Raw genomic sequence first — 17463 nt, forward strand, 5'->3', positions numbered from 1 at the left:
CAGTGACCCCCCAGGCTCCTGATCTCTTCTCAGACGCCGGTCCCGCACACCCCGAGCGTCTCCCGCCCGCCTTCCCCGACCGGGCCGCGTGGGGCACGGTGCCCCGGCTGCGCGCCTGGCAGCAGGCGGCGCTGGACCGCTACCGGGAGACCCAGCCGCGCGACTTCCTGACCGTGGCCACGCCCGGCGCGGGGAAGACGTCCTTCGCCCTCACCCTGGCCGCGGAGCTCGTCAACCGGCGCGTCGTCTCCCAGGTCGTGGTGGTTGCCCCCACCGAGCACCTCAAGACGCAGTGGGCCGAGGCCGCGGCCCGGATCGGGCTGGCGATCGACCCCGCCTTCGGGACCAGGCAGGGAGCCACCAGCACCGAGTTCCAGGGCTTCGCCCTCACCTACGCCGGCGTGGCGGTGAACCCCAACGCGCTGCGGATCAGGGTGGAGCGCACGAAGTCGCTGGTGATCCTGGACGAGATCCACCACGCCGGGGACGCCCGCAGCTGGGGGGAGTCGGTCCGCGAGGCCTTCGACCCCGCCGCCCGGCGGCTGATGCTGACCGGCACCCCGTTCCGCTCCGACACCAACCCGATCCCGTTCGTGCGCTACGAGCACGACGGCGCCGGCCAGCTGCGCTCCCAGGCCGACTACTCCTACGGCTACGCCGAGGCGCTCGCCGACCACATCGTCCGCCCGGTGCTGTTCATGGCCTACTCCGGGGACATGAGCTGGCGGACCCGCGCCGGTGACGAGGTGGCCGCGCGGCTCGGGCAGCCGATGACCAAGGACCTCGCGGCCCAGGCCCTGAGGACGGCGCTGGACCCCAAGGGCTCCTGGATCCCGGCCGTGCTGCAGGCGGCTGACACCCGGCTCAGCGAGGTGCGCAACCACGTCCCCGACGCCGGCGGGCTGGTGATCGCCACCGACCAGACCAGCGCCCGGGCCTACGCCGCCATCCTCAAGCGGATCACCGGCCAGGACCCGACCGTCGTGCTCAGCGACGAGCCCGGCAGCAGCGGGCGGATCAGCGCCTTCTCCGCCGGCGACGACCGCTGGATGGTGGCGGTGCGGATGGTGTCCGAGGGCGTGGACGTGCCCCGGCTCGCGGTCGGCGTCTACGCCACCACCACCATGACCCCGCTGTTCTTCGCCCAGGCCGTCGGACGCTTCGTCCGCGCCCGCAGCCGCGGCGAGACGGCCTCGGTGTTCGTGCCCAGCATCGCCACCCTGCTCGGCTACGCCGCGGAGATGGAGCTCCAGCGCGACCACGCCCTCAAGCCGCCCACCCGGACCGAGGAGATCGAGCTCGACCCGCTGGACGAGGACCGGGTGGAGAACGAACCCGACGCCGACGAGCTGGGGGAGTTCACCGCCCTGACCAGCGAGGCCGACTTCGACCGGGTGCTCTTCGAGGGTGGTGAGTACGGCCTGGGCAGCGCCTCCGGCTCGGCCGACGAGGCGGACTACCTGGGTCTGCCGGGGCTGCTGGAGGCCGACCAGGTGCGCGACCTGCTGCGCCGTCGCCAGGCCGAGCAGGTGGCTCGCGGCTCCACCCGCGCACCGGACCCCGAACCACGCACCACCCACGGCCAGCTCCGTGAGCTGCGCAAGGAGCTCAACGGGCTGGTCGCCGCCTGGCACCACCGCACCGGGCAGCCGCACGGCGTCATCCACAACAGCCTGCGCGAGACCTGCGGCGGCCCGCCCACCGCCGCCGCCGACGCGGCCCAGCTGCAGTCGCGGATCGACCGGCTCCGGCAGTGGGCCGTCACCCGCGCCAGCTGACCGGCTGGGCTGACCGGGCCGAGTTGACCGGTCCGGGGACAGGTGCTGTCCTCTGGGGGTGCAGCGACGCGGCGACGAGACGTCGAGGTCGCCGAGGGCCGTCCACGAGGAGCAGGTCCTGACCCACCTGCGCCGCTACGGCGCCTGCAGCCGGGCCGAGCTGGTGGCGGTCACCGGCCTCTCCCGAGCCACCGTCTCGCAGCTGAGCGGCCGTCTGATCGCCCGCGGTCAGGTGGTCACCGCTGACTCCGCACCGTCCCCGACGCAGGTGGGCCGACCGCCGGAGACGCTCACCCTGACCCCCGCCGCCGGGCTGGTGCTGGGTGTGGACTTCGGGCACGCCAGGGTGGCGCTGGTGCTGGCCGACGCCGCCCACGAGGTGGCCGGCTCGAGGACCCTGTCCTACCGACGCGACACCGGGTGGGACGAGCGGAGCGCGCTCGCGCTGACGGCCGGGCGCGAGCTGGTCGCCTCCCGGGGGCGTCACCCGCTGGCCGCCGCGGGGGTCGGTGTCCCCGGGGGCATCAGCGGCCGGGCCGAGGTCCAGGCCGCCCTGGAGACCCAGCTGGGGAGCGCTCTCGGCGTCCCCGTCCGCAGCGACAACAACGCCCGGCTCGCCGGGCTGGCCGAGACGGTCTGGGGAGCCGCTCGGGGGGTCTCCGACGTGGCCTACCTGAAGCTGTCCAACGGGGTGGGCGGGGCGCTGGTGCTGGGGGGTCGCATCCACACCGGCCAGCGCGGGCAGGCCGGGGAGTTCGGCCACGTCTGCGTGGACGCCGAGGGCCCGCTGTGCCGCTGCGGCAAGCACGGGTGCCTGGAGCGCTACGTCCGCCTCGACCAGGTGCTGGCCGACGCCGGCCACGCGGGCGTGGCGGAGCTGAGGGCCGCCCTGGACCGGTCCGAGCGGAGGTCGGCGGAGGTGGTGCGCACCGCCGGACGCCGGATCGGTGCCGTGCTGGCCGGGGTCGCCACGGTCACCGACGTGGTGCACGTGGTCGTCGGAGGTGAGCTGATCGGGCTCGGGGAGCACCTGCTGGACCCGGTCCGACGCACCCTGCGCGACCAGCTCGGCGGCCCGCACGCGGACGCGGTCCGGGTCGAGCCCGCCCGGCTCGGCGACTACGCCGGCGCGCTCGGGGCGATCGCCCGGGTGCTGCACGACGACAGCGTGCCCCTCCTCGCGGTGCCGGACAGCCTGCGGTGACCGCAGCCGGCTCCGGGCTCAGAAGGCGGCCAGGCGGGGGTTGCTGCGGTCCTCGGTGGCGACGAGGACATCCAGCAGCCGCTCCAGCATCTCCAGCCGGAGGCCGGCCGAGCCGGGGTCGCGCCACAGGTTGGTGAGCTCTCCGGGGTCGGCGGCGAGGTCGTACAGCTCGCCGTCACGGGGCCGGCTGGTGGCCGGGGGACCGTGGTGGACCACCAGCTTGGTGCTGGCGTGGCGCAGCATCGTGGTGTGCACCGGAGGGTCGTAGGGCGCGCCGCTGTCGCGGTACTCGCTCAGCGCCCACCCGCGGGGGCACCACGACGGGTCCCCGACGAGCAGGGGCAGCAGCGAGCGGCCCTGTCCACGGGGCAGCGCCTCCGGCAGCCCCGCCGCCTCCAGCAGCGTGGGGGCCAGGTCGATCCACTGCACCAGGTCCTCCCGGACCGTCCCCGCGGCCACCCGGTCGGGCCACCGCACGAGCAACGGCACCCGCACCGAGCAGTCGAACATCATCGGTCCCTTGAGCAGCATCTGGTGGTCCCCGAGCAGCTCGCCGTGGTCGCTGGTGAAGACCACCACGGTGTCCTCCCGCAGCCCCAGCTCGTCCAGGGCGTCCAGCACCCGGCCCACCTCGTCGTCGACCAGGCTGACCATGGCGTAGTACTGCGCCTTGATCTCCTGGATCTCCTCGGCGCTGTGCTCGGCGAACCCCCGCGCCCGGCCGGCTGAGGAGCGTCGGGACGCCTCGGTCCAGACCGCAGGCTTGTCCGCCAGCTCGTCGGGCACCGTGGACGGCGGCGGCAGCGTCTCGGCGCAGTACCGGGCGCGGTACTCCGGTGGGGAGCCGAACCCGTGGTGGGGGTCGAAGAAGTTGGCCACCAGGCAGAAGGGTTGCCCTCGCTCCCGGCGCAGGAACCCCAGCGCCTCCTCCGCCACCCAGTGGCTGTAGTGCGCCTCGGTGGGGAGCGTGTCGAAGGCCGCCGGCCCCTGGGCCAGGGTGCGGGCCAGCACACCGGGGAAGTGCTGCTCCAACCACCCGTGGTACGCGTTCTGCGAGGAGCTGACGTAGGGGTCGTGGGCCCACCGGAAGGTGCTGAAGCCGTCGTCCAGGCGGGGCTCCACCCTGCCGCCGGCGGCGGCGCCGAGGTGCAGCTTGCCCACCAGCCCGCAGTCGTAGCCGACGTCGGCCAGGGCGCGGGTGAAGAGCTCCTGGTCCGCGGGCAGATCCACCCCGTTGGCCCACTCCCCGTGGTTGCGGGGGTAGCGGCCGGTCATCAGGCTGGCGCGGGACGGGCCGCAGACCGGGGACTGGACGTAGCACTGCGTGAGCCGGGCCCCCTCGGCGGCGAGGCGGTCCAGGTGGGGCGTGTCGATGTGCGGGTTCCCCGCGGCGCCCAGGGCGTCCCAACGCTGCTGGTCGGTGCACAGCAGCAGGATGTTCGGGCGCTGCCCAGCCTCTCGGCGGGGGCTTTCGTCGACCTGCTCGTCCACGGGCACGTCCGCAGCGTAGGAAGCGGCTCCGGAGGGCGGCAACGTTCTGACTGATCCGGGCGGGTTCTAGGCAGAAGCGTTGACCGGCCCCCGGGGGGCTTCCTACGTTCACGGCTCATCAACGTCGATGCGAAGGGCCTGTGGATGACTCAGCACACGATCGGACGGGCCGGTGGCCCAGCGTTCAGCCGCCGGACCCTGGTGGCCGGCGCCGGACTGGCCGGGACGGCCGTGGCCAGCCCCTGGCTGGTGGGGTGCACGGGCGGCGGGGAACCCGCGGCCCCCGCCACGGACGGTGGCGCCGACACCGGGACGGTGACCTGGTGGGACCAGTTCCGCCCCCTCACCCAGCTCTTCGAGGAGCAGCTGTTCACCCCGTTCGAGGAGAGCCACCCGGGCGTCACCGTCGAGCGCCGCGAGATGGACGGCCCGGCGATGGGTCAGGCCCTCCAGCTCGGCCGGCGCAGCAACCAGCTCCCCGACGTGCACTCGCTGGCGGGGCTGGACGGCTCACCGGCCTCGCTGCAGGCCGCGGGCTGGTTCCAGCCCCTCGACGACTTCGTCGACGTGGACGCCTCCCCGGTGGCGGACCTGCTGCTGGACGGCGTGCACCGCTTCGACGGCGAGCTGTACACGGTGCCCGTGTTCAGCAGCCGCTGGCACGACGCCATCCCCTGGCTCAACACCGAGCTGGTGGAGCAGGCCGGTCTGGACCCCGAGGACGGCCCGGCCAGCTGGGACGAGTTCCGGGCCGCGCTCCGCACGCTGGACCAGAGCAGCGGCGACGACGTCCACCCCCTGGTGGTGGCGGCCAAGGCCCCGCCGTACCTGGTCGCCCTGCTGGACCGGCTGGCGATGTCGGCAGGAGGCGTGGGTCCGGTGGATCCGCGCACCGGCGAGTACGCCTACACCACCGACCCCTACCTCGAGGCGATGGAGCTCCTGCTCTCGCTGCAGCAGGACGGGTTGGTCCACCCGTCCTCCGCCTCGATGGACACCCGTGACGCCCGGGCCCGCTGGGCGGCCGGCGAGGCCGCCGTCTACCTCTGGGGGCCCTGGTTCATCGGCGGGCTCACGGTCCAGGACACCGCCGCCATCGAGCGCGGCGTCGGGGTCTGGCAGCTGCCCACCTCCGACGGCACCCCGCCGCACCTCTACAGCGGCCCTCCCGGCGGCACCTTCTGGGTCTCGTCGCAGGCCGTCCACGCCCGGCTCGGCGCCCAGATCATGATGTCCATGGTGGAGCCGGAGTTCCAGCGCATGCTGGCCGGCGCCATGGACCAGCCCCCGGTGCTGACCGAGGTGGTGGCCGAGGCCGACGTCCACCCCGCCTACCGTCGCAACGTGGAGCTGATGGCCGAGAGCGTCCACATGGCACCCGTGCCCCAGGTGCGCAACCCCGACGTCTCCCGCGTCCTGGCCGAGATGCGCCAGATCGACCCCGGGATCGGGCAGATCGTCCAGGCCGCCCTCACCGACTCCAGCTCGGACTGGCGCTCGGCCCTGCAGACCTACCAGGACGCGATCACCGCCGAGCGCGACCGGGCCATCGAGGCGGTCACCGCCGACGGGGCCACCGTCTCCGTGGACGACTGGCGCTTCGAGGGCTGGCAGCCCGGGCAGGACCACCAGCAGTGACCTCCTTCCCGGCCACGGCCCCGGCCGCGCCGTCCGCCGCCGGTGGAGGAGGAGCCGCCCCGCGGCGGGGCCGACCAGGGGTGCTGGCCAGGGCGCGTCGGAGCTGGTGGGTCTACCTGTTCCTGCTCCCCACCTTCGTGGGCTACGGGCTGTGGACGGTCTACCCGCTGCTGGCCAGCTGGTGGTACGCCTTCCTGGACTGGCCCGGCTTCGCGCTGAGGGGTGAGTTCGTCGGGCTGGAGAACTTCGAGCGGCTGCTGGGCGACGACCTGTTCTGGAACGCCTTCGGCAACTCGCTGGTGTTCATGGTGGTGGCGGTGCCGATCCGGGTCGGGGGCGCGCTGCTGCTGGCCCTGGTGCTGAACAGCCGGCTGACCCCGCTGCGCGGCCTCTTCCGCACGCTGATCTTCCTGCCCGTGGTGACCACGGGGGCGGTGATCGGGGTGGTCTTCACCCTGATCCTGGACGCCGGCGGGCCGGTCAACGCGGCGCTGCTGCGGGTGGCCCTGCTGGAGTCACCGGTCGGCTTCGCCGCCGACTCCGACACGTCCCTGGGTGCCGTCATCGGGGTCTGGGTGTGGAAGTGGCTGGGGATCACGATGATCTACTGGCTGGCCGCCCTGCAGACCATCCCGCCCGAGCTGGGCGAGGCGGCCAGGGTCGACCGGGCGGGGCCGGTGCGGGAGTTCCTGCACATCACCCTGCCGCTGCTGGTGCCCTTCCTGGTCATCATCACCCTGATCGACATGGTCGGCGCGCTGAACGTCTTCGACCTCGCCAACACCCTCACCGGTGGCGGACCCGCCTACTCCTCGGAGGTGATCGAGATCTTCATCTACCGCACCGCCTTCGAGGCCACCGTCCCCGAGCTGGGCTACGCCTCGGCCGCGGCCGTGCTCTTCGGCCTGCTGACCATCGCCCTGGCCGTGGGGCAGGCCCTCGGGGTCCGCGCCGTGCGTCGCCGGAGCCTGACGTGAGCGCGCCGGCGAGGACGGCGACCCCGGTCGTCGGGTCCACCCCGCCAGCCACCGGTCCGGGCCCCGGGGCCGGCGGCGTCCGACGGCGTCGACGACCCCGTGGCCGGCTGCTGGTCGGCGTCGGGCTCGCGCTGTTCTGCCTGGTCTGGATCTACCCGTTCCTGTGGGTGCTCTCGGCCTCCTTCAAGGAGCAGGGCGACATCTTCGGCCAGGGTCTCGCGCTGCTGCCGGAGACCCTGGTGTGGGACAACTACGTGCGGGCCTGGGAGCAGGTCGGCTTCAGCCGCTACTTCGTCAACTCCGTGGTCATCACCGCGGCCACCGTGGCGCTCATCGTGGTCCGCAGCGCGCTGGCCGGCTACGTGCTGGGTCGCTGCGACTTCCCGGGCAAGAAGCTGGTCATCGGGATCTTCCTGGTGACCTTCTTCCTGCCCGAGGGCTACACGATCATCCCGGTGACCCAGCTGACCGACTCCCTCGGGCTGCTCAACACCCACGCCGGGGTCGTCCTCGGTCTGGGTGCCGGCGGCCACGTCGCGGCCACCCTGCTGTACGCCGGGTACTTCCGCAGCCTGCCGATGGAGCTGGAGGAGAGCGCCCGGGTCGACGGCGCCGGACCGGTGACGATCTTCTTCAGGATCATGCTGCCGCTGGCCTGGCCGGTGACCGCGACCGTGATCATCCTGCAGTTCCTGACCGCCTGGAACGCCTACCTGCTGCCGTTGGTGTTCACGCTGAGCCAGCCGGACCTGCGCACCCTCGCCGTCGGCATGACCAGCTTCGTCGGCGAGTACAGCACCGACTACTCCGGTCTCGCCGCCGCCGCGGTGATCTCCCTGCTGCCGGTGATGGCGGTGTTCATCTCGATGCAGCGCCACTTCGTCGACAGCATCGCCGGCGCCGTCAAGCAGTGACCCGCCCACCACCCACCCCCTGACTAGGAGCCCCACGTGCCCCCGACCGCACCCGACGCCCTGATCACCGTCGACGACCGCAGCACCGACACCGCCGTGCCGGCCCGGATCCGCGACGAGGTGTACGGCCACTTCCTGGAGTCGGCCTTCTTCGGCAACATCGAGGGCGGGGTGCTCGACGAGGGGTCACCGCTCTCGGTGACCGCGCCCGGACCTCTCCAGGGCTGCCGCCGCGACGTCATCGACGCCTGCCGCGAGCTGGGCCTGCCGGTGGTGCGCTGGCCCGGGGGCAACTTCACCTCCGCCTACTGGTGGACCGACGGCACGGGCCCCCGCGACGAGCGTCCCCGGCGGCTCGAGCTGGCCTGGGGGTCGGAGGAGAGCAACCGGTTCGGCACCCCGGAGTTCCTGGCCTGGTGCGCGGCGGTGGGGACACGGCCCTACCTGGCCCACAGCGCCCGCTCGGTGGAGGACGCGGTCCGCTGGGTGGAGTACACCAACTACGCCGGCGACACCGAGATGACCCGCCGCCGGACCGCCGACGGGATCACCGAGCCGGCCGGCGTGCGCTGGTGGGGTCTGGGCAACGAGGTCTACGGCCCGTGGCAGATGGGGCACCGTCCGGTGGAGCAGTACGTGGCCGACGCCCGCGAGCACGCCCGCTTCATGAACCTGGTGGACCCCGGGCTGTCCTTCGTGGCGGTGGGGGACCAGGACCCGCGGTGGAACCGCGCGGTGGTCCAGGGGCTGGGCGACGTCGTCGACCACGTCTCGCTCCACCTGTACGGCGGTGCGGAGCACCTGACCACGCCCACGCGCGAGGAGTTCGAGGCCGTCGTGGCCCAGCCCGTCTGGTTCGAGGCCGCCGTGCAGGACTGCGCCTCCCAGCTCCGTCGGTTCCAGCGGGAGGCCGGGCACGAGCGACCGCTGGCCATCGCCCTGGACGAGTGGAACATCCGCCACCACGAACCGGCGGACTGGCCGGAGCCACAGCCCGGGGAGGACGGCGGCATCGCCCCGCGCGACCCGGCCGGCACCGGAGCCGGCACCGCGGTCTCGGCGGAGGGGGCGGTGCGGCGTCACCGGGTCAACCGCTACAGCCCCCGCACCCTCGCCGACGCCCTCTTCTACTCCGGGGTGTTCCACGCCATGCACCGGGCGGCCTCGCTGCCGGTGCCGGTGGGGATGGCCAACACCGTCAACCTGGTCAACGCCAACGGGCTGCTCGCGGTGCGTCCGGGCGGGCTGGTGCGGACGCCGACCTACCACGTCTGGGACCTCTACCAGAACCACACCGGGAGGGTCGCCCTCCCCACCCGGCTCGAGGCCCCGGCGCGGCAGCAGCAGGTCCGGCAGGGAGCCGAGCACGCGGAGGGGGGCTACCTCCACCGGCCCGCCACCGTCTCGCTGCTCGACGTCTCCGCCACCACCGACGAGGATCACGGCACCCTCTACCTCAGCGTGGTCAACCGCTCCGCGGACCGGGACCTGACCGCGGAGCTGCACCTCACCGGTCGTCGCCTGCCCGCGACCGCGGTGGTGCGCGACCTGGGGGCGGGGGAGTCCGACCTCTTCGCCCACAACACGCTGCAGGACCCCGAGCGGATCGCGCTCTCCGCACCCCGCGAGGTCTCCCTGACCGGAGGGTGCACCTTCCCGGCCCACTCGGTGACGGTGCTGGAGGTGGCGCTGTGACGCGCGCCGCGGGCAGCCCTGAGCGGACCGGGCCCACCAACATCCTCTTCCTGATGACAGACCAGCACACCGTCACCACCCTGGGCTGCCACGGCAACACGGTGGTGGAGACGCCGCACCTGGACCGGCTGGCCGCCTCGGGGACCCGGTTCTCCGACTGCTTCACCCCGACCGCCATCTGCACCCCCGCCCGAGCCAGCCTGCTGACCGGGGCCGCCCCGTTCCGGCACAAGCTGCTGGCCAACTACGAGCGCAACGTGGGCTACATGGAGGACCTGGCCGACGACCAGTTCACCTTCCCCGAGGCGCTGTCGGCGGCGGGCTGGAACCTGGGTCTGGTGGGCAAGTGGCACGGGGGCGTGCGGCGCGACGCCGCCAGCTACGGCTTCGAGGGCCCGCACTTCGAGGGCTGGCACAACCCGGTGGACCACCCGGACTACCTCGCCTACCTGGCGGAGCGCGACCTGCCGCCCTACCGGATCAGCGACCTCGTCCGCGGCACGACGCCGAACGGCGGGGAGGGGAACCTGCTGGCGGCCCGGCTGCACCAGCCCCTCGAGGCCACCTTCGAGCACTACCTGGTCACCCGGAGCATCGAGATGATGGAGCGCTTCGCCAGCGGCGAGGGGACGCGGGGGGAGGCGCCGTTCTTCCTGGCCACCCACTTCTTCGGCCCGCACCTGCCCTACATCCTCCCCGACGAGTGGTACGACCGCTACGACCCCGACGAGATCGAGCTGCCGGCCTCGGTGGCGGAGACCTTCGAGAACAAGCCCCCGGTGCAGCGCAACTACTCCGGTCTGTGGACCCACGACACCCTGGGCGAGGCCACCAGCCGCCAGCTGATCGCCAGCTACTGGGGCTACGTCGCCATGATCGACCTGGAGATCGGTCGCCTCCTGGACGCCCTGGAGCGGCTCGGGCTGACGGACACGACCAGCGTCCTGTTCACCGCCGACCACGGGGAGTTCACCGGCGCCCACCGGCTGCACGACAAGGGGCCGGCCATGTACGACGACATCTACCGGATCCCGGGGATCGTCGCGGTGCCCGGACAGCCGCCGCAGGTGCGCGAGGAGCTGGTCAGCCTGACCGACTTCACCGCCACCATCCTCGACCTGGCCGGGCTGCCGACGGCTCCGGCGGTGGACAGCCGGTCCCTGCTGCCGCTGGTGCGCGGGGAGCGGGTGCCGTGGTCCCCGACGCTGCTGGCGGAGTACCACGGGCACCACTTCCCCTACCCGCAGCGGATGCTGCGGACCCGCACCCACAAGCTGGTGGTCAACCCCGAGTCGGTCAACGAGCTCTACGACCTGGTGCAGGACCCCGACGAGCTGGTCAACCGGGTGGGGGACCCCGCGCTGGCGGAGGTGGAGCACGCCCTGATGCACGAGCTCTACCGGCAGCTCCGCGACCGGGGCGACAACTTCGCCCACTGGATGACGCCGATGTACGACGTGGGGGAGGCCGACTACGACTCGACCATGAGCTCCTTCGAGAACGGTAGGCACGCCGCTGGGTCCGACGCCGGACCCTGAGCACGCGGGCGGGGCGATGTGGAGGCTCGCCCCGCCCCGCACCACCGCACCGATCAGCCGCAGGGCGTCCTCGCCGGGTTCCTCGCGGTCGACCGTGCCGTCACCGTCAGCGAGCGGTCCCGCCGCCGGGGGCGTGGTGCGCGTGCAGGAGCGCGGGCACCACCACGTCGTCGACGACGTGGGCGAGGAAGACCTCGTCGAAGGGCAGCCCGCGCAGCAGCCGCGCAAGCAGCATCGAGGACGCCACCTCGTCCACGATCGCGGTGTCGGCGCCCTCGGCGAGCTCGCCGCGGTCGACGGCGCGGAGCAGCACCTCGGGGGCGAGGTGACCCGTGCTGGGGTAGCGCAGGTCCAGCTCGGCGGCCAGCGCGGCGTCGGAGGACTTGGCCTGCATCAGCCCGATGGTCAGCCTCCCGTCGAACCCCTCCAGCGTCTCGGCCACGCCGCGGCAGTGCGCCAGCAGGTCCTCGCGCAGGGACGCGGTCGGCTCCGGGGCGGCCACCCGCCCGACGTAGGCGTCCATCGCGGCGAGCACGAGCTCCCGCTTGCCGCTCCAGCGGCGGTAGACGCTGGACTTGGCGGTCCCGGAGCGCTCGGCGACGGCCTCGATGGAGAAGCCCTCGTAGCCCCGTTCGGCCAGCAGCTCCCGGGTCGCGGCGAGGATCGCCTCGTCACGTCGGGGGTCGCGCGGTCGGCCGGTCAGCACGGGAGGAGACGCTACCGGCTCGCTCACATCTCGATGACGGCCCGGTAGCGGGCGGTGCCCTCGCGGACGCTCCGCAGCGCGCGGTCGGCGTCGCCGGCGGAGTGGATCTCGACGACCGGTCGCACCCCGTGCCGCGCGGCGAAGTCGAGCATCGCCCGGTTGTCCTCGATGCTCCCGGGGACTCCTCCGGCCACGACCTTGGCCTGCGGCAGCAGGCTCATCGGGGACACGCTGATCGCCGCGGCCGGCAGGCCCACGATGCTCAGCGTCCCGCCCGGCCTCAGCGCGTCGACGTACTGGTCCCACGGCAGGTCGGCCGACACCGTGGACAGGATCAGGTCGAACGTCCCCCGGACCCACCCGAGGGCGCCCTCGTCCCGGCTGTTCAGGAAGGCCGAGGCGCCCAGCGCGAGCGCGGCCTCCTCCTTGCCCGCCGACCCCGAGACGGCCGTGACGTGGCAGCCCCACCGCGACATGAACTGGATCGCGAGGTGCCCCAGCCCGCCGATGCCCACCACGGCGACCCGGTCGACCGGGCGCACGCCGTGACGCAGCAGCGGGGCGAACACCGTCGACCCCGCGCACAGCAGCGGCGCCGCCTCGGCGGAGGTGATCTCGTCGGGGATGCGGTAGACGTGCTGCCAGCTGCTGGCCCGGACGTGGCTGGCGAACCCGCCCCGGTCACCCCGCATCACGGTGTCGTCCCTGCTCGCGCACAGCTGGGTCCTCCCCGAACGGCACCAGACGCACCGCATGCACGACCCGGCGATCGGCCCGACCCCCACCCGGTCGCCGAGCCGGAGCTGGGACGAGTCGACCGCGCTGCCCAGGCCGACCACCACGCCGACGGACTCGTGCCCGGCGACCACGGGGTAGCGGCTGATGCCGTACTCGTCGTCGATCATCCCGATGTCGGAGTGGCAGACCCCCGCGTGGGTGACCTGCACGTCCACCTCGTCCGGGCCCAGCGGTCCCGACTCGTAGTGGTGGGGGCGGAACCCGGCCCCGGGTCGGTCCACAGCCATCGCCTCGATCTGCCTCATGCCGCCGTCCTCGCTCTCGTCCTCGGGTCCGCGGCGGAGTGCCGCGGGCTTACGAAACGCTACGGTACCGTATCGAAAGGAGGAGGTGGGCCCGGGTCGCCCTGGCGGGGGTGGCTGCCGGGTCCGTCCGCCCGCGATTTCCGTGGGTAGGCCGACGACCGCCGGACGCGCCCCGGCCGACGTCGGATCGGTCAGCCGACCAGCGCGGCGCCCTCGGCCAGGGTGCGCAGCTTGGCCCAGACGATGTCGGGGTCCACCGCGCCGAAGCCGGCGAAGGTGGAGAAGCCGCAGTCGGTGCCCGCGATCACCCGGTCCACCCCGACCAGGTCGGTGAACTCGCGGATCCGTCGCGCCACCACCCGCGGGTGCTCGATGAAGTTGGTGGTGGTGTCCAGGCAGCCCGGGATCAGCACCTTGTCCTCGGGCAGCTGCCCGGCCAGCTCGGCGAAGGCCTCGACGTCGTGCTGGTGCCGCGGGTTGGCGGTCTCGAACAGGAGACCGGCCGGCTTGGCCCGCAGCAGCGTCGGCAGGATCGTGGCCATCTCGACGTCGCGGTGGTGCGGCCCCTCGTAGTTGCCCCAGCACACGTGCATCCGCACCTGCTCGGCCGGGACGTGGCGCAGGGCGTGGTTCAGCACCTCGACGTGGCGCCCGATCCGCCGCAGGTACTCCTCCTCGGGACGGTCCTTGTACATCATGTGCCGGCCCAGCCCCAGGTCCGGGCTGTCCAGCTGGAGCGCCAGCCCGGCCGCCACGACCGCCTCGTACTCCGGCCGCATGGCCTCGGCCAGCGCCTCCAGGTAGGCGTCGTCGTCGGGGTAGAAGTCGTTGGGCTGGAACAGCGCGATCACCCCCGGCGAGGCGGCGTTCATGAAGCCGCCGGAGACCTGGTGCCGGGTGCGGGCGGCCTCGAAGCGTCGCAGGTCGTGGTGCAGCGGGGCCAGGGTCACGGGGGCGACGGCGGCGACGCAGCGGGGCCGGCGGTAGCTGGGGGTGCCCCCGCCGGAGGCCTGCCGCTGCAGGAACCCGGGGTAGTCCTCCAGGTCCGCCGGTGCGCGTCGCGGGCTGTCGCCGTCGAAGCCGGAGATCCGGTCCTTGATGTAGGTGGCGTAGCTGATCTTGGCCATCTCCCCGTCCGAGACCAGGTCGATCCCGGCCTCCACCTGCTGGGCGACGGAGGTGTCCACGGCCGCGCCCAGCACGGCGTCGAAGCGGTCCGGGTCGACCGGCTCCCCGGCCTCGGCGGCGAGCAGCAGCTCGGTCACCTCGGCGTTGCGGGGCAGTGAACCGACGTGGGTGGTGAGGATCGGCGGCATCGGGGCTCCTGGGTGGTCACCGGTCACCCGGTGGGACGGCGCTGGCGGCCGAGGCTAGCGCAGGCCCGCCCCGCTCAGCCGAGGGCGATGACGGTGACCGACAGCGCCAGCACGAACGTCAGCAGCGACACCACCGTCACGAAGAGCGCGAACGCCGGTGAGCGCCGGGGACGCGGCGCGGGGGGCGTCGGCACGGTGGGTGTGGTCAGCGTCGGCGGGGTGGACTGCCGGTAGGCCGGACCCGGCGCCGGCTGACGCGGCGGGATCGAGGTCGGGGTGTAGAGCGGGACGGCTCCCGGCCGCTGCGGCTGCGGCGGGGCCGAGCCGGGTGAGGGCACCGACCAGCCGGGTCCGCTGGGACGCAGCACGGTGGCGTCGTCGGGTGCGGGCTGCGGTGGGGCCAGCCGGACCCCACCCATCCGGGCCACGATGCCGTCCAGCTCGTCGGCCAGCACCGCCGCGGTCGGCGGGCGGCGTCCGGGGACGGGGGACAGGGCGGCGGCCAGCAGGTGGTCCAGCTCCGGGGGTGCCCCGATCGAGGCGGCCACCGGCGGCGGGGCGGCGTGCGGGTCGCGGGAGAGCAGGTCGGCCAGCGTCCGCACGGGGTAGGGCGGCTCGCCGGTGATCAGGGTGAAGCAGACCGAGGCCAGCGAGTAGACGTCCGCGCGCCGGTCCAGGATGCCGTGACCGGTGGCCTGCTCCAGGGCCATGTGGGCCGGGGTGCCCGCGGTCATGGTGGAGCCCTTATCGACCACCATCTCCTTGGCCACGCCCAGGTCGGCCAGGACCACGTGGCCACCGGCCAGCGGGTCCCCGTCCAGCAGCAGGTTGCCCGGGGTGACGTCGCGGTGGATCACGTCGTGCTCGTGCAGGACGTGCAGGCAGCGGGCGGCCTCGGAGCTGAGGTGCAGCGCCAGGGTGGGGCCGACCCGCCGGCGCCGCAGGTCCTCCAGGGAGCCGCCGGTGGCCAGGTCCATCACGAAGTAGGGGCGGCCGTCGGGCAGCGTCCCGATGTCGTAGACCCGGACGATCCTGTGGTCACGGATCCGGCGCATCAGCCGGGCCTCGGCCAGGAAGCGGCCGCGGACGTCGTCGTTGGCCGACCAGTTGTCGGCCAGCACCTTGACGGCCACGTCGACGTCCAGCTCCTCGTCGCGGCCCTGCCAGACGGTGGCGAAGGAGCCCGCGCCGAGGCGTCGGGTCAGCCCGTAGCGCCCGATCCGCTCCACGTCCGCCCCCTCCCGCCCGCCGGCCGGCGGGCCGGCCCTCCAGGTCCGGCGCCCATCATGGCAGGCGGGCCGGGCTCAGGACCGCTCGCGGCCGGTGTGCTGGACCAGCGGCTGGGTGCGCAGCGCGATCTCCGAGCTCAGCCCGATCACGGTGGAGGTGCGCCGGATGCCGGGGTCGGCCACCAGCACGTTGATGACGTCCTGCAGGTCGGCGTTGCTGCGGGCCACCACCCGGCACCACAGGTCCCCGTTGCCGGTGACCGTCCAGCACTCCAGCACCTGCGGGATCCGCGCCAGGTGCTCGGTGATGCGGTCCCGCAGCGCCTGGTCGATCTCCAGGCTGATGAAGGCCGTCACCGAGAAGCCGAGCGCCTGCGGGTCGACCTCCGGGCCCCAGCCGCTGATCACCCCGCGCGAGGTGAGCCGGTCCAGCCGGGCCTGGACGGTGCCGCGGGCCACCTTGAGCTGCCGGCTGGCCTCCAGCACGCCGAGCCGCGGGTGCCGGGCGAACAGGGCGAGCAGCCGGCGGTCCAGGTCGTCCAGGACGGTGTGCTCGGCGGGGGAGCGTCGTCGGGTGGTCACGTTGCCTCCACGGTGAGGACGGTCGGTCGACGGTGGTGGACAGCTTGCCCACCATCTCCGCTGACTGTTGCACAAGATGACGAGGCGCACTGCACTGGCAGCATGACCGACACCGCGCAGCCCACCGACGTGCTCACCGAGTCCCTCACCGCCGACGAGAGGCTGGCCGACCTCAGCGCGGACCAGCTGCGCCAGCTGGTGGGGCTGGTCGACTACGACGCCGCCGGCGACGTCTTCCCGGTGACGGGCTGGGACGCGGTGCACTGGGTGGTCGGCAACGCCACCCAGACCGCCAAGCACTACCAGGCGGCCTTCGGGATGCGGCTGGAGGCCTACGCCGGCCCGGAGACGGGGCAGCGCGAGCACGTCAGCTACGTGCTGCGCAGCGGCTCCTGCCGGTTCGTCGTCTCCGGCGGGGTGGCCCCGACCAGCCCGCTGCTGGAGCACCACCGCCGCCACGGCGACGGCGTCTCCGACATCAGCCTGGAGGTGCCCGACGTCGACGCCTGCATCCGCCACGCCCGTTCGGTGGGTGCGGTGGTGCTGACCGAGCCGCACGACCTCGGCGACGAGCACGGCACCGTCCGCACCGCGACCATCGCCGCCTACGGCGACACCGTGCACACCCTGGTGGACCGCAGCCGCTACACCGGTCCCTACCTGCCGGGCTACGTGGCCCGCACCTCCACCTACCGGCCCCGGGAGGGTTCCCCGAGGCGGATCTTCCAGGCGCTGGACCACGTGGTCGGCAACGTCGAGCTGGGCCAGATGGACCAGTGGGTGCGCTTCTACAACGAGGTGATGGGCTTCACCAACATGGCCGAGTTCATCGGAGACGACATCGCCACCGACTACTCCGCGCTGATGAGCAAGGTGGTGGCCAACGGCAACCACCGGGTCAAGTTCCCGCTGAACGAGCCGGCGGTGGCGAGTCGGAGGTCCCAGATCGACGAGTTCCTGGAGTTCTACGACGGCCCCGGCGCCCAGCACCTGGCCCTGGCCACGAACGACATCCTCACCGCCGTGGACCAGATGCGCGCCGAGGGCGTGGAGTTCCTGGACACCCCCGGGACCTACTACACCGACCCCAGGCTGCGGGCCCGGATCGGCAACGTCCGGGTGCCGATCGAGGAGCTGCAGTCCCGCGGCATCCTGGTCGACCGCGACGAGGACGGCTACCTGCTGCAGATCTTCACCAAGCCGCTGGGCGACCGTCCCACCGTCTTCTTCGAGCTGATCGAGCGGCACGGCTCGCTCGGATTCGGCAAGGGCAACTTCAAGGCTCTCTTCGAGGCGATCGAGCGCGAGCAGGAGCGCCGCGGGAACCTCTGAGCTCCTTCCGGGCTCCTCCG

General features: G+C 73.2%; 14 protein-coding genes. 8 read left to right on the plus strand and 6 right to left on the minus strand.

What is annotated here, in order from left to right:
- The first annotated feature begins 2 nt into the window (after positions 1-2).
- Positions 3-1778, plus strand: a complete 1776-nt coding sequence (locus BLT52_RS11080) for a DEAD/DEAH box helicase (RefSeq protein WP_197679006.1) — start codon at positions 3-5, stop codon at positions 1776-1778.
- 58 nt (positions 1779-1836) lie between these two features.
- Positions 1837-2982 (plus strand): ROK family transcriptional regulator, encoded by a 1146-nt coding sequence (locus BLT52_RS11085; protein WP_157677083.1) that lies wholly within the window; start codon positions 1837-1839, stop codon positions 2980-2982.
- Positions 2983-3000: 18 nt separating this feature from the next.
- Here the strand turns inward: BLT52_RS11085 and BLT52_RS11090 are convergent, their stop codons facing one another.
- Positions 3001-4479, minus strand: coding sequence for a sulfatase-like hydrolase/transferase (locus BLT52_RS11090; RefSeq protein ID WP_269457547.1), 1479 nt, complete (start codon positions 4477-4479; stop codon positions 3001-3003).
- A gap of 138 nt (positions 4480-4617) precedes the next feature.
- Here BLT52_RS11090 and BLT52_RS11095 point away from each other — a divergent pair, with 138 nt between their 5' ends.
- Genes BLT52_RS11095 through BLT52_RS11115 form a run of 5 tightly spaced genes read left to right on the plus strand, consistent with a single transcriptional unit; the run spans position 4618 to position 11235 of the window.
- On the plus strand, positions 4618-6111 hold the full coding sequence (locus BLT52_RS11095; protein WP_090593424.1) for an ABC transporter substrate-binding protein: 1494 nt from the start codon (positions 4618-4620) through the stop codon (positions 6109-6111).
- A complete protein-coding gene (locus BLT52_RS11100; RefSeq protein WP_090593427.1) occupies positions 6108-7088 on the plus strand; it encodes a carbohydrate ABC transporter permease in 981 nt (326 codons plus the stop codon). The genes BLT52_RS11095 and BLT52_RS11100 overlap by 4 nt, the downstream gene beginning before the upstream one ends.
- Positions 7085-8002 carry a carbohydrate ABC transporter permease gene (locus BLT52_RS11105; protein WP_231946267.1) on the plus strand — a complete coding sequence of 306 codons (918 nt, stop codon included), beginning with the start codon at positions 7085-7087 and terminating at the stop codon, positions 8000-8002. Before BLT52_RS11100 ends, BLT52_RS11105 begins: the two co-directional genes overlap by 4 nt.
- Before the next feature lie 36 nt (positions 8003-8038).
- Positions 8039-9697, plus strand: a complete 1659-nt coding sequence (locus BLT52_RS11110; protein WP_231946268.1) for an alpha-L-arabinofuranosidase C-terminal domain-containing protein — start codon at positions 8039-8041, stop codon at positions 9695-9697.
- Positions 9694-11235, plus strand: coding sequence for a sulfatase-like hydrolase/transferase (locus BLT52_RS11115; RefSeq protein WP_269457548.1), 1542 nt, complete (start codon positions 9694-9696; stop codon positions 11233-11235). Before BLT52_RS11110 ends, BLT52_RS11115 begins: the two co-directional genes overlap by 4 nt.
- 106 nt (positions 11236-11341) lie before the next feature.
- Here BLT52_RS11115 and BLT52_RS11120 read toward each other — a convergent pair whose 3' ends face one another.
- The 5 genes from BLT52_RS11120 to BLT52_RS11140 all read right to left on the minus strand — a co-directional run bounded on the left by BLT52_RS11120 (position 11342) and on the right by BLT52_RS11140 (position 16111).
- Entirely contained in the window at positions 11342-11941 is a 600-nt protein-coding gene (locus tag BLT52_RS11120) for a TetR/AcrR family transcriptional regulator (protein WP_172804027.1), read from the minus strand.
- A gap of 23 nt (positions 11942-11964) precedes the next feature.
- Complete coding sequence (locus BLT52_RS11125; protein WP_231946269.1) at positions 11965-12984, minus strand: NAD(P)-dependent alcohol dehydrogenase; 1020 nt, start codon at positions 12982-12984, stop codon at positions 11965-11967.
- A 191-nt stretch (positions 12985-13175) separates the two neighbouring features.
- On the minus strand, positions 13176-14300 hold the full coding sequence (locus BLT52_RS11130; protein ID WP_090593433.1) for a cobalamin-independent methionine synthase II family protein: 1125 nt from the start codon (positions 14298-14300) through the stop codon (positions 13176-13178).
- A 74-nt stretch (positions 14301-14374) separates the two neighbouring features.
- Positions 14375-15529, minus strand: a complete 1155-nt coding sequence (locus tag BLT52_RS11135) for a serine/threonine-protein kinase (RefSeq protein ID WP_090593436.1) — start codon at positions 15527-15529, stop codon at positions 14375-14377.
- Positions 15530-15604: 75 nt separating this feature from the next.
- The gene (locus BLT52_RS11140; protein ID WP_231946270.1) at positions 15605-16111 is read right to left on the minus strand and encodes an Lrp/AsnC family transcriptional regulator; all 507 of its coding nucleotides are present in this window, start codon (positions 16109-16111) and stop codon (positions 15605-15607) included.
- Between the two features lie 102 nt (positions 16112-16213).
- On the opposite strand from BLT52_RS11140, the gene hppD reads away from it, so the two are divergent.
- Positions 16214-17443, plus strand: coding sequence for a 4-hydroxyphenylpyruvate dioxygenase (gene hppD / locus BLT52_RS11145; protein ID WP_090593439.1), 1230 nt, complete (start codon positions 16214-16216; stop codon positions 17441-17443).
- Positions 17444-17463 lie beyond the last annotated feature (20 nt).

This window comes from Auraticoccus monumenti (assembly GCF_900101785.1).
GTDB lineage: Bacteria > Actinomycetota > Actinomycetes > Propionibacteriales > Propionibacteriaceae > Auraticoccus > Auraticoccus monumenti.

Excerpts from the sequence above, each read along its gene's own strand:
- BLT52_RS11125 (WP_231946269.1), bottom strand. The coding sequence starts at position 12,984 with ATGAGGCAGATCGAGGCGATGGCTGTGGACCGACCCGGGGCCGGGTTC.
- BLT52_RS11095 (WP_090593424.1), top strand. The coding sequence starts at position 4,618 with ATGACTCAGCACACGATCGGACGGGCCGGTGGCCCAGCGTTCAGCCGC.
- hppD (WP_090593439.1), top strand. The coding sequence starts at position 16,214 with ATGACCGACACCGCGCAGCCCACCGACGTGCTCACCGAGTCCCTCACC.
- BLT52_RS11130 (WP_090593433.1), bottom strand. The coding sequence starts at position 14,300 with ATGCCGCCGATCCTCACCACCCACGTCGGTTCACTGCCCCGCAACGCC.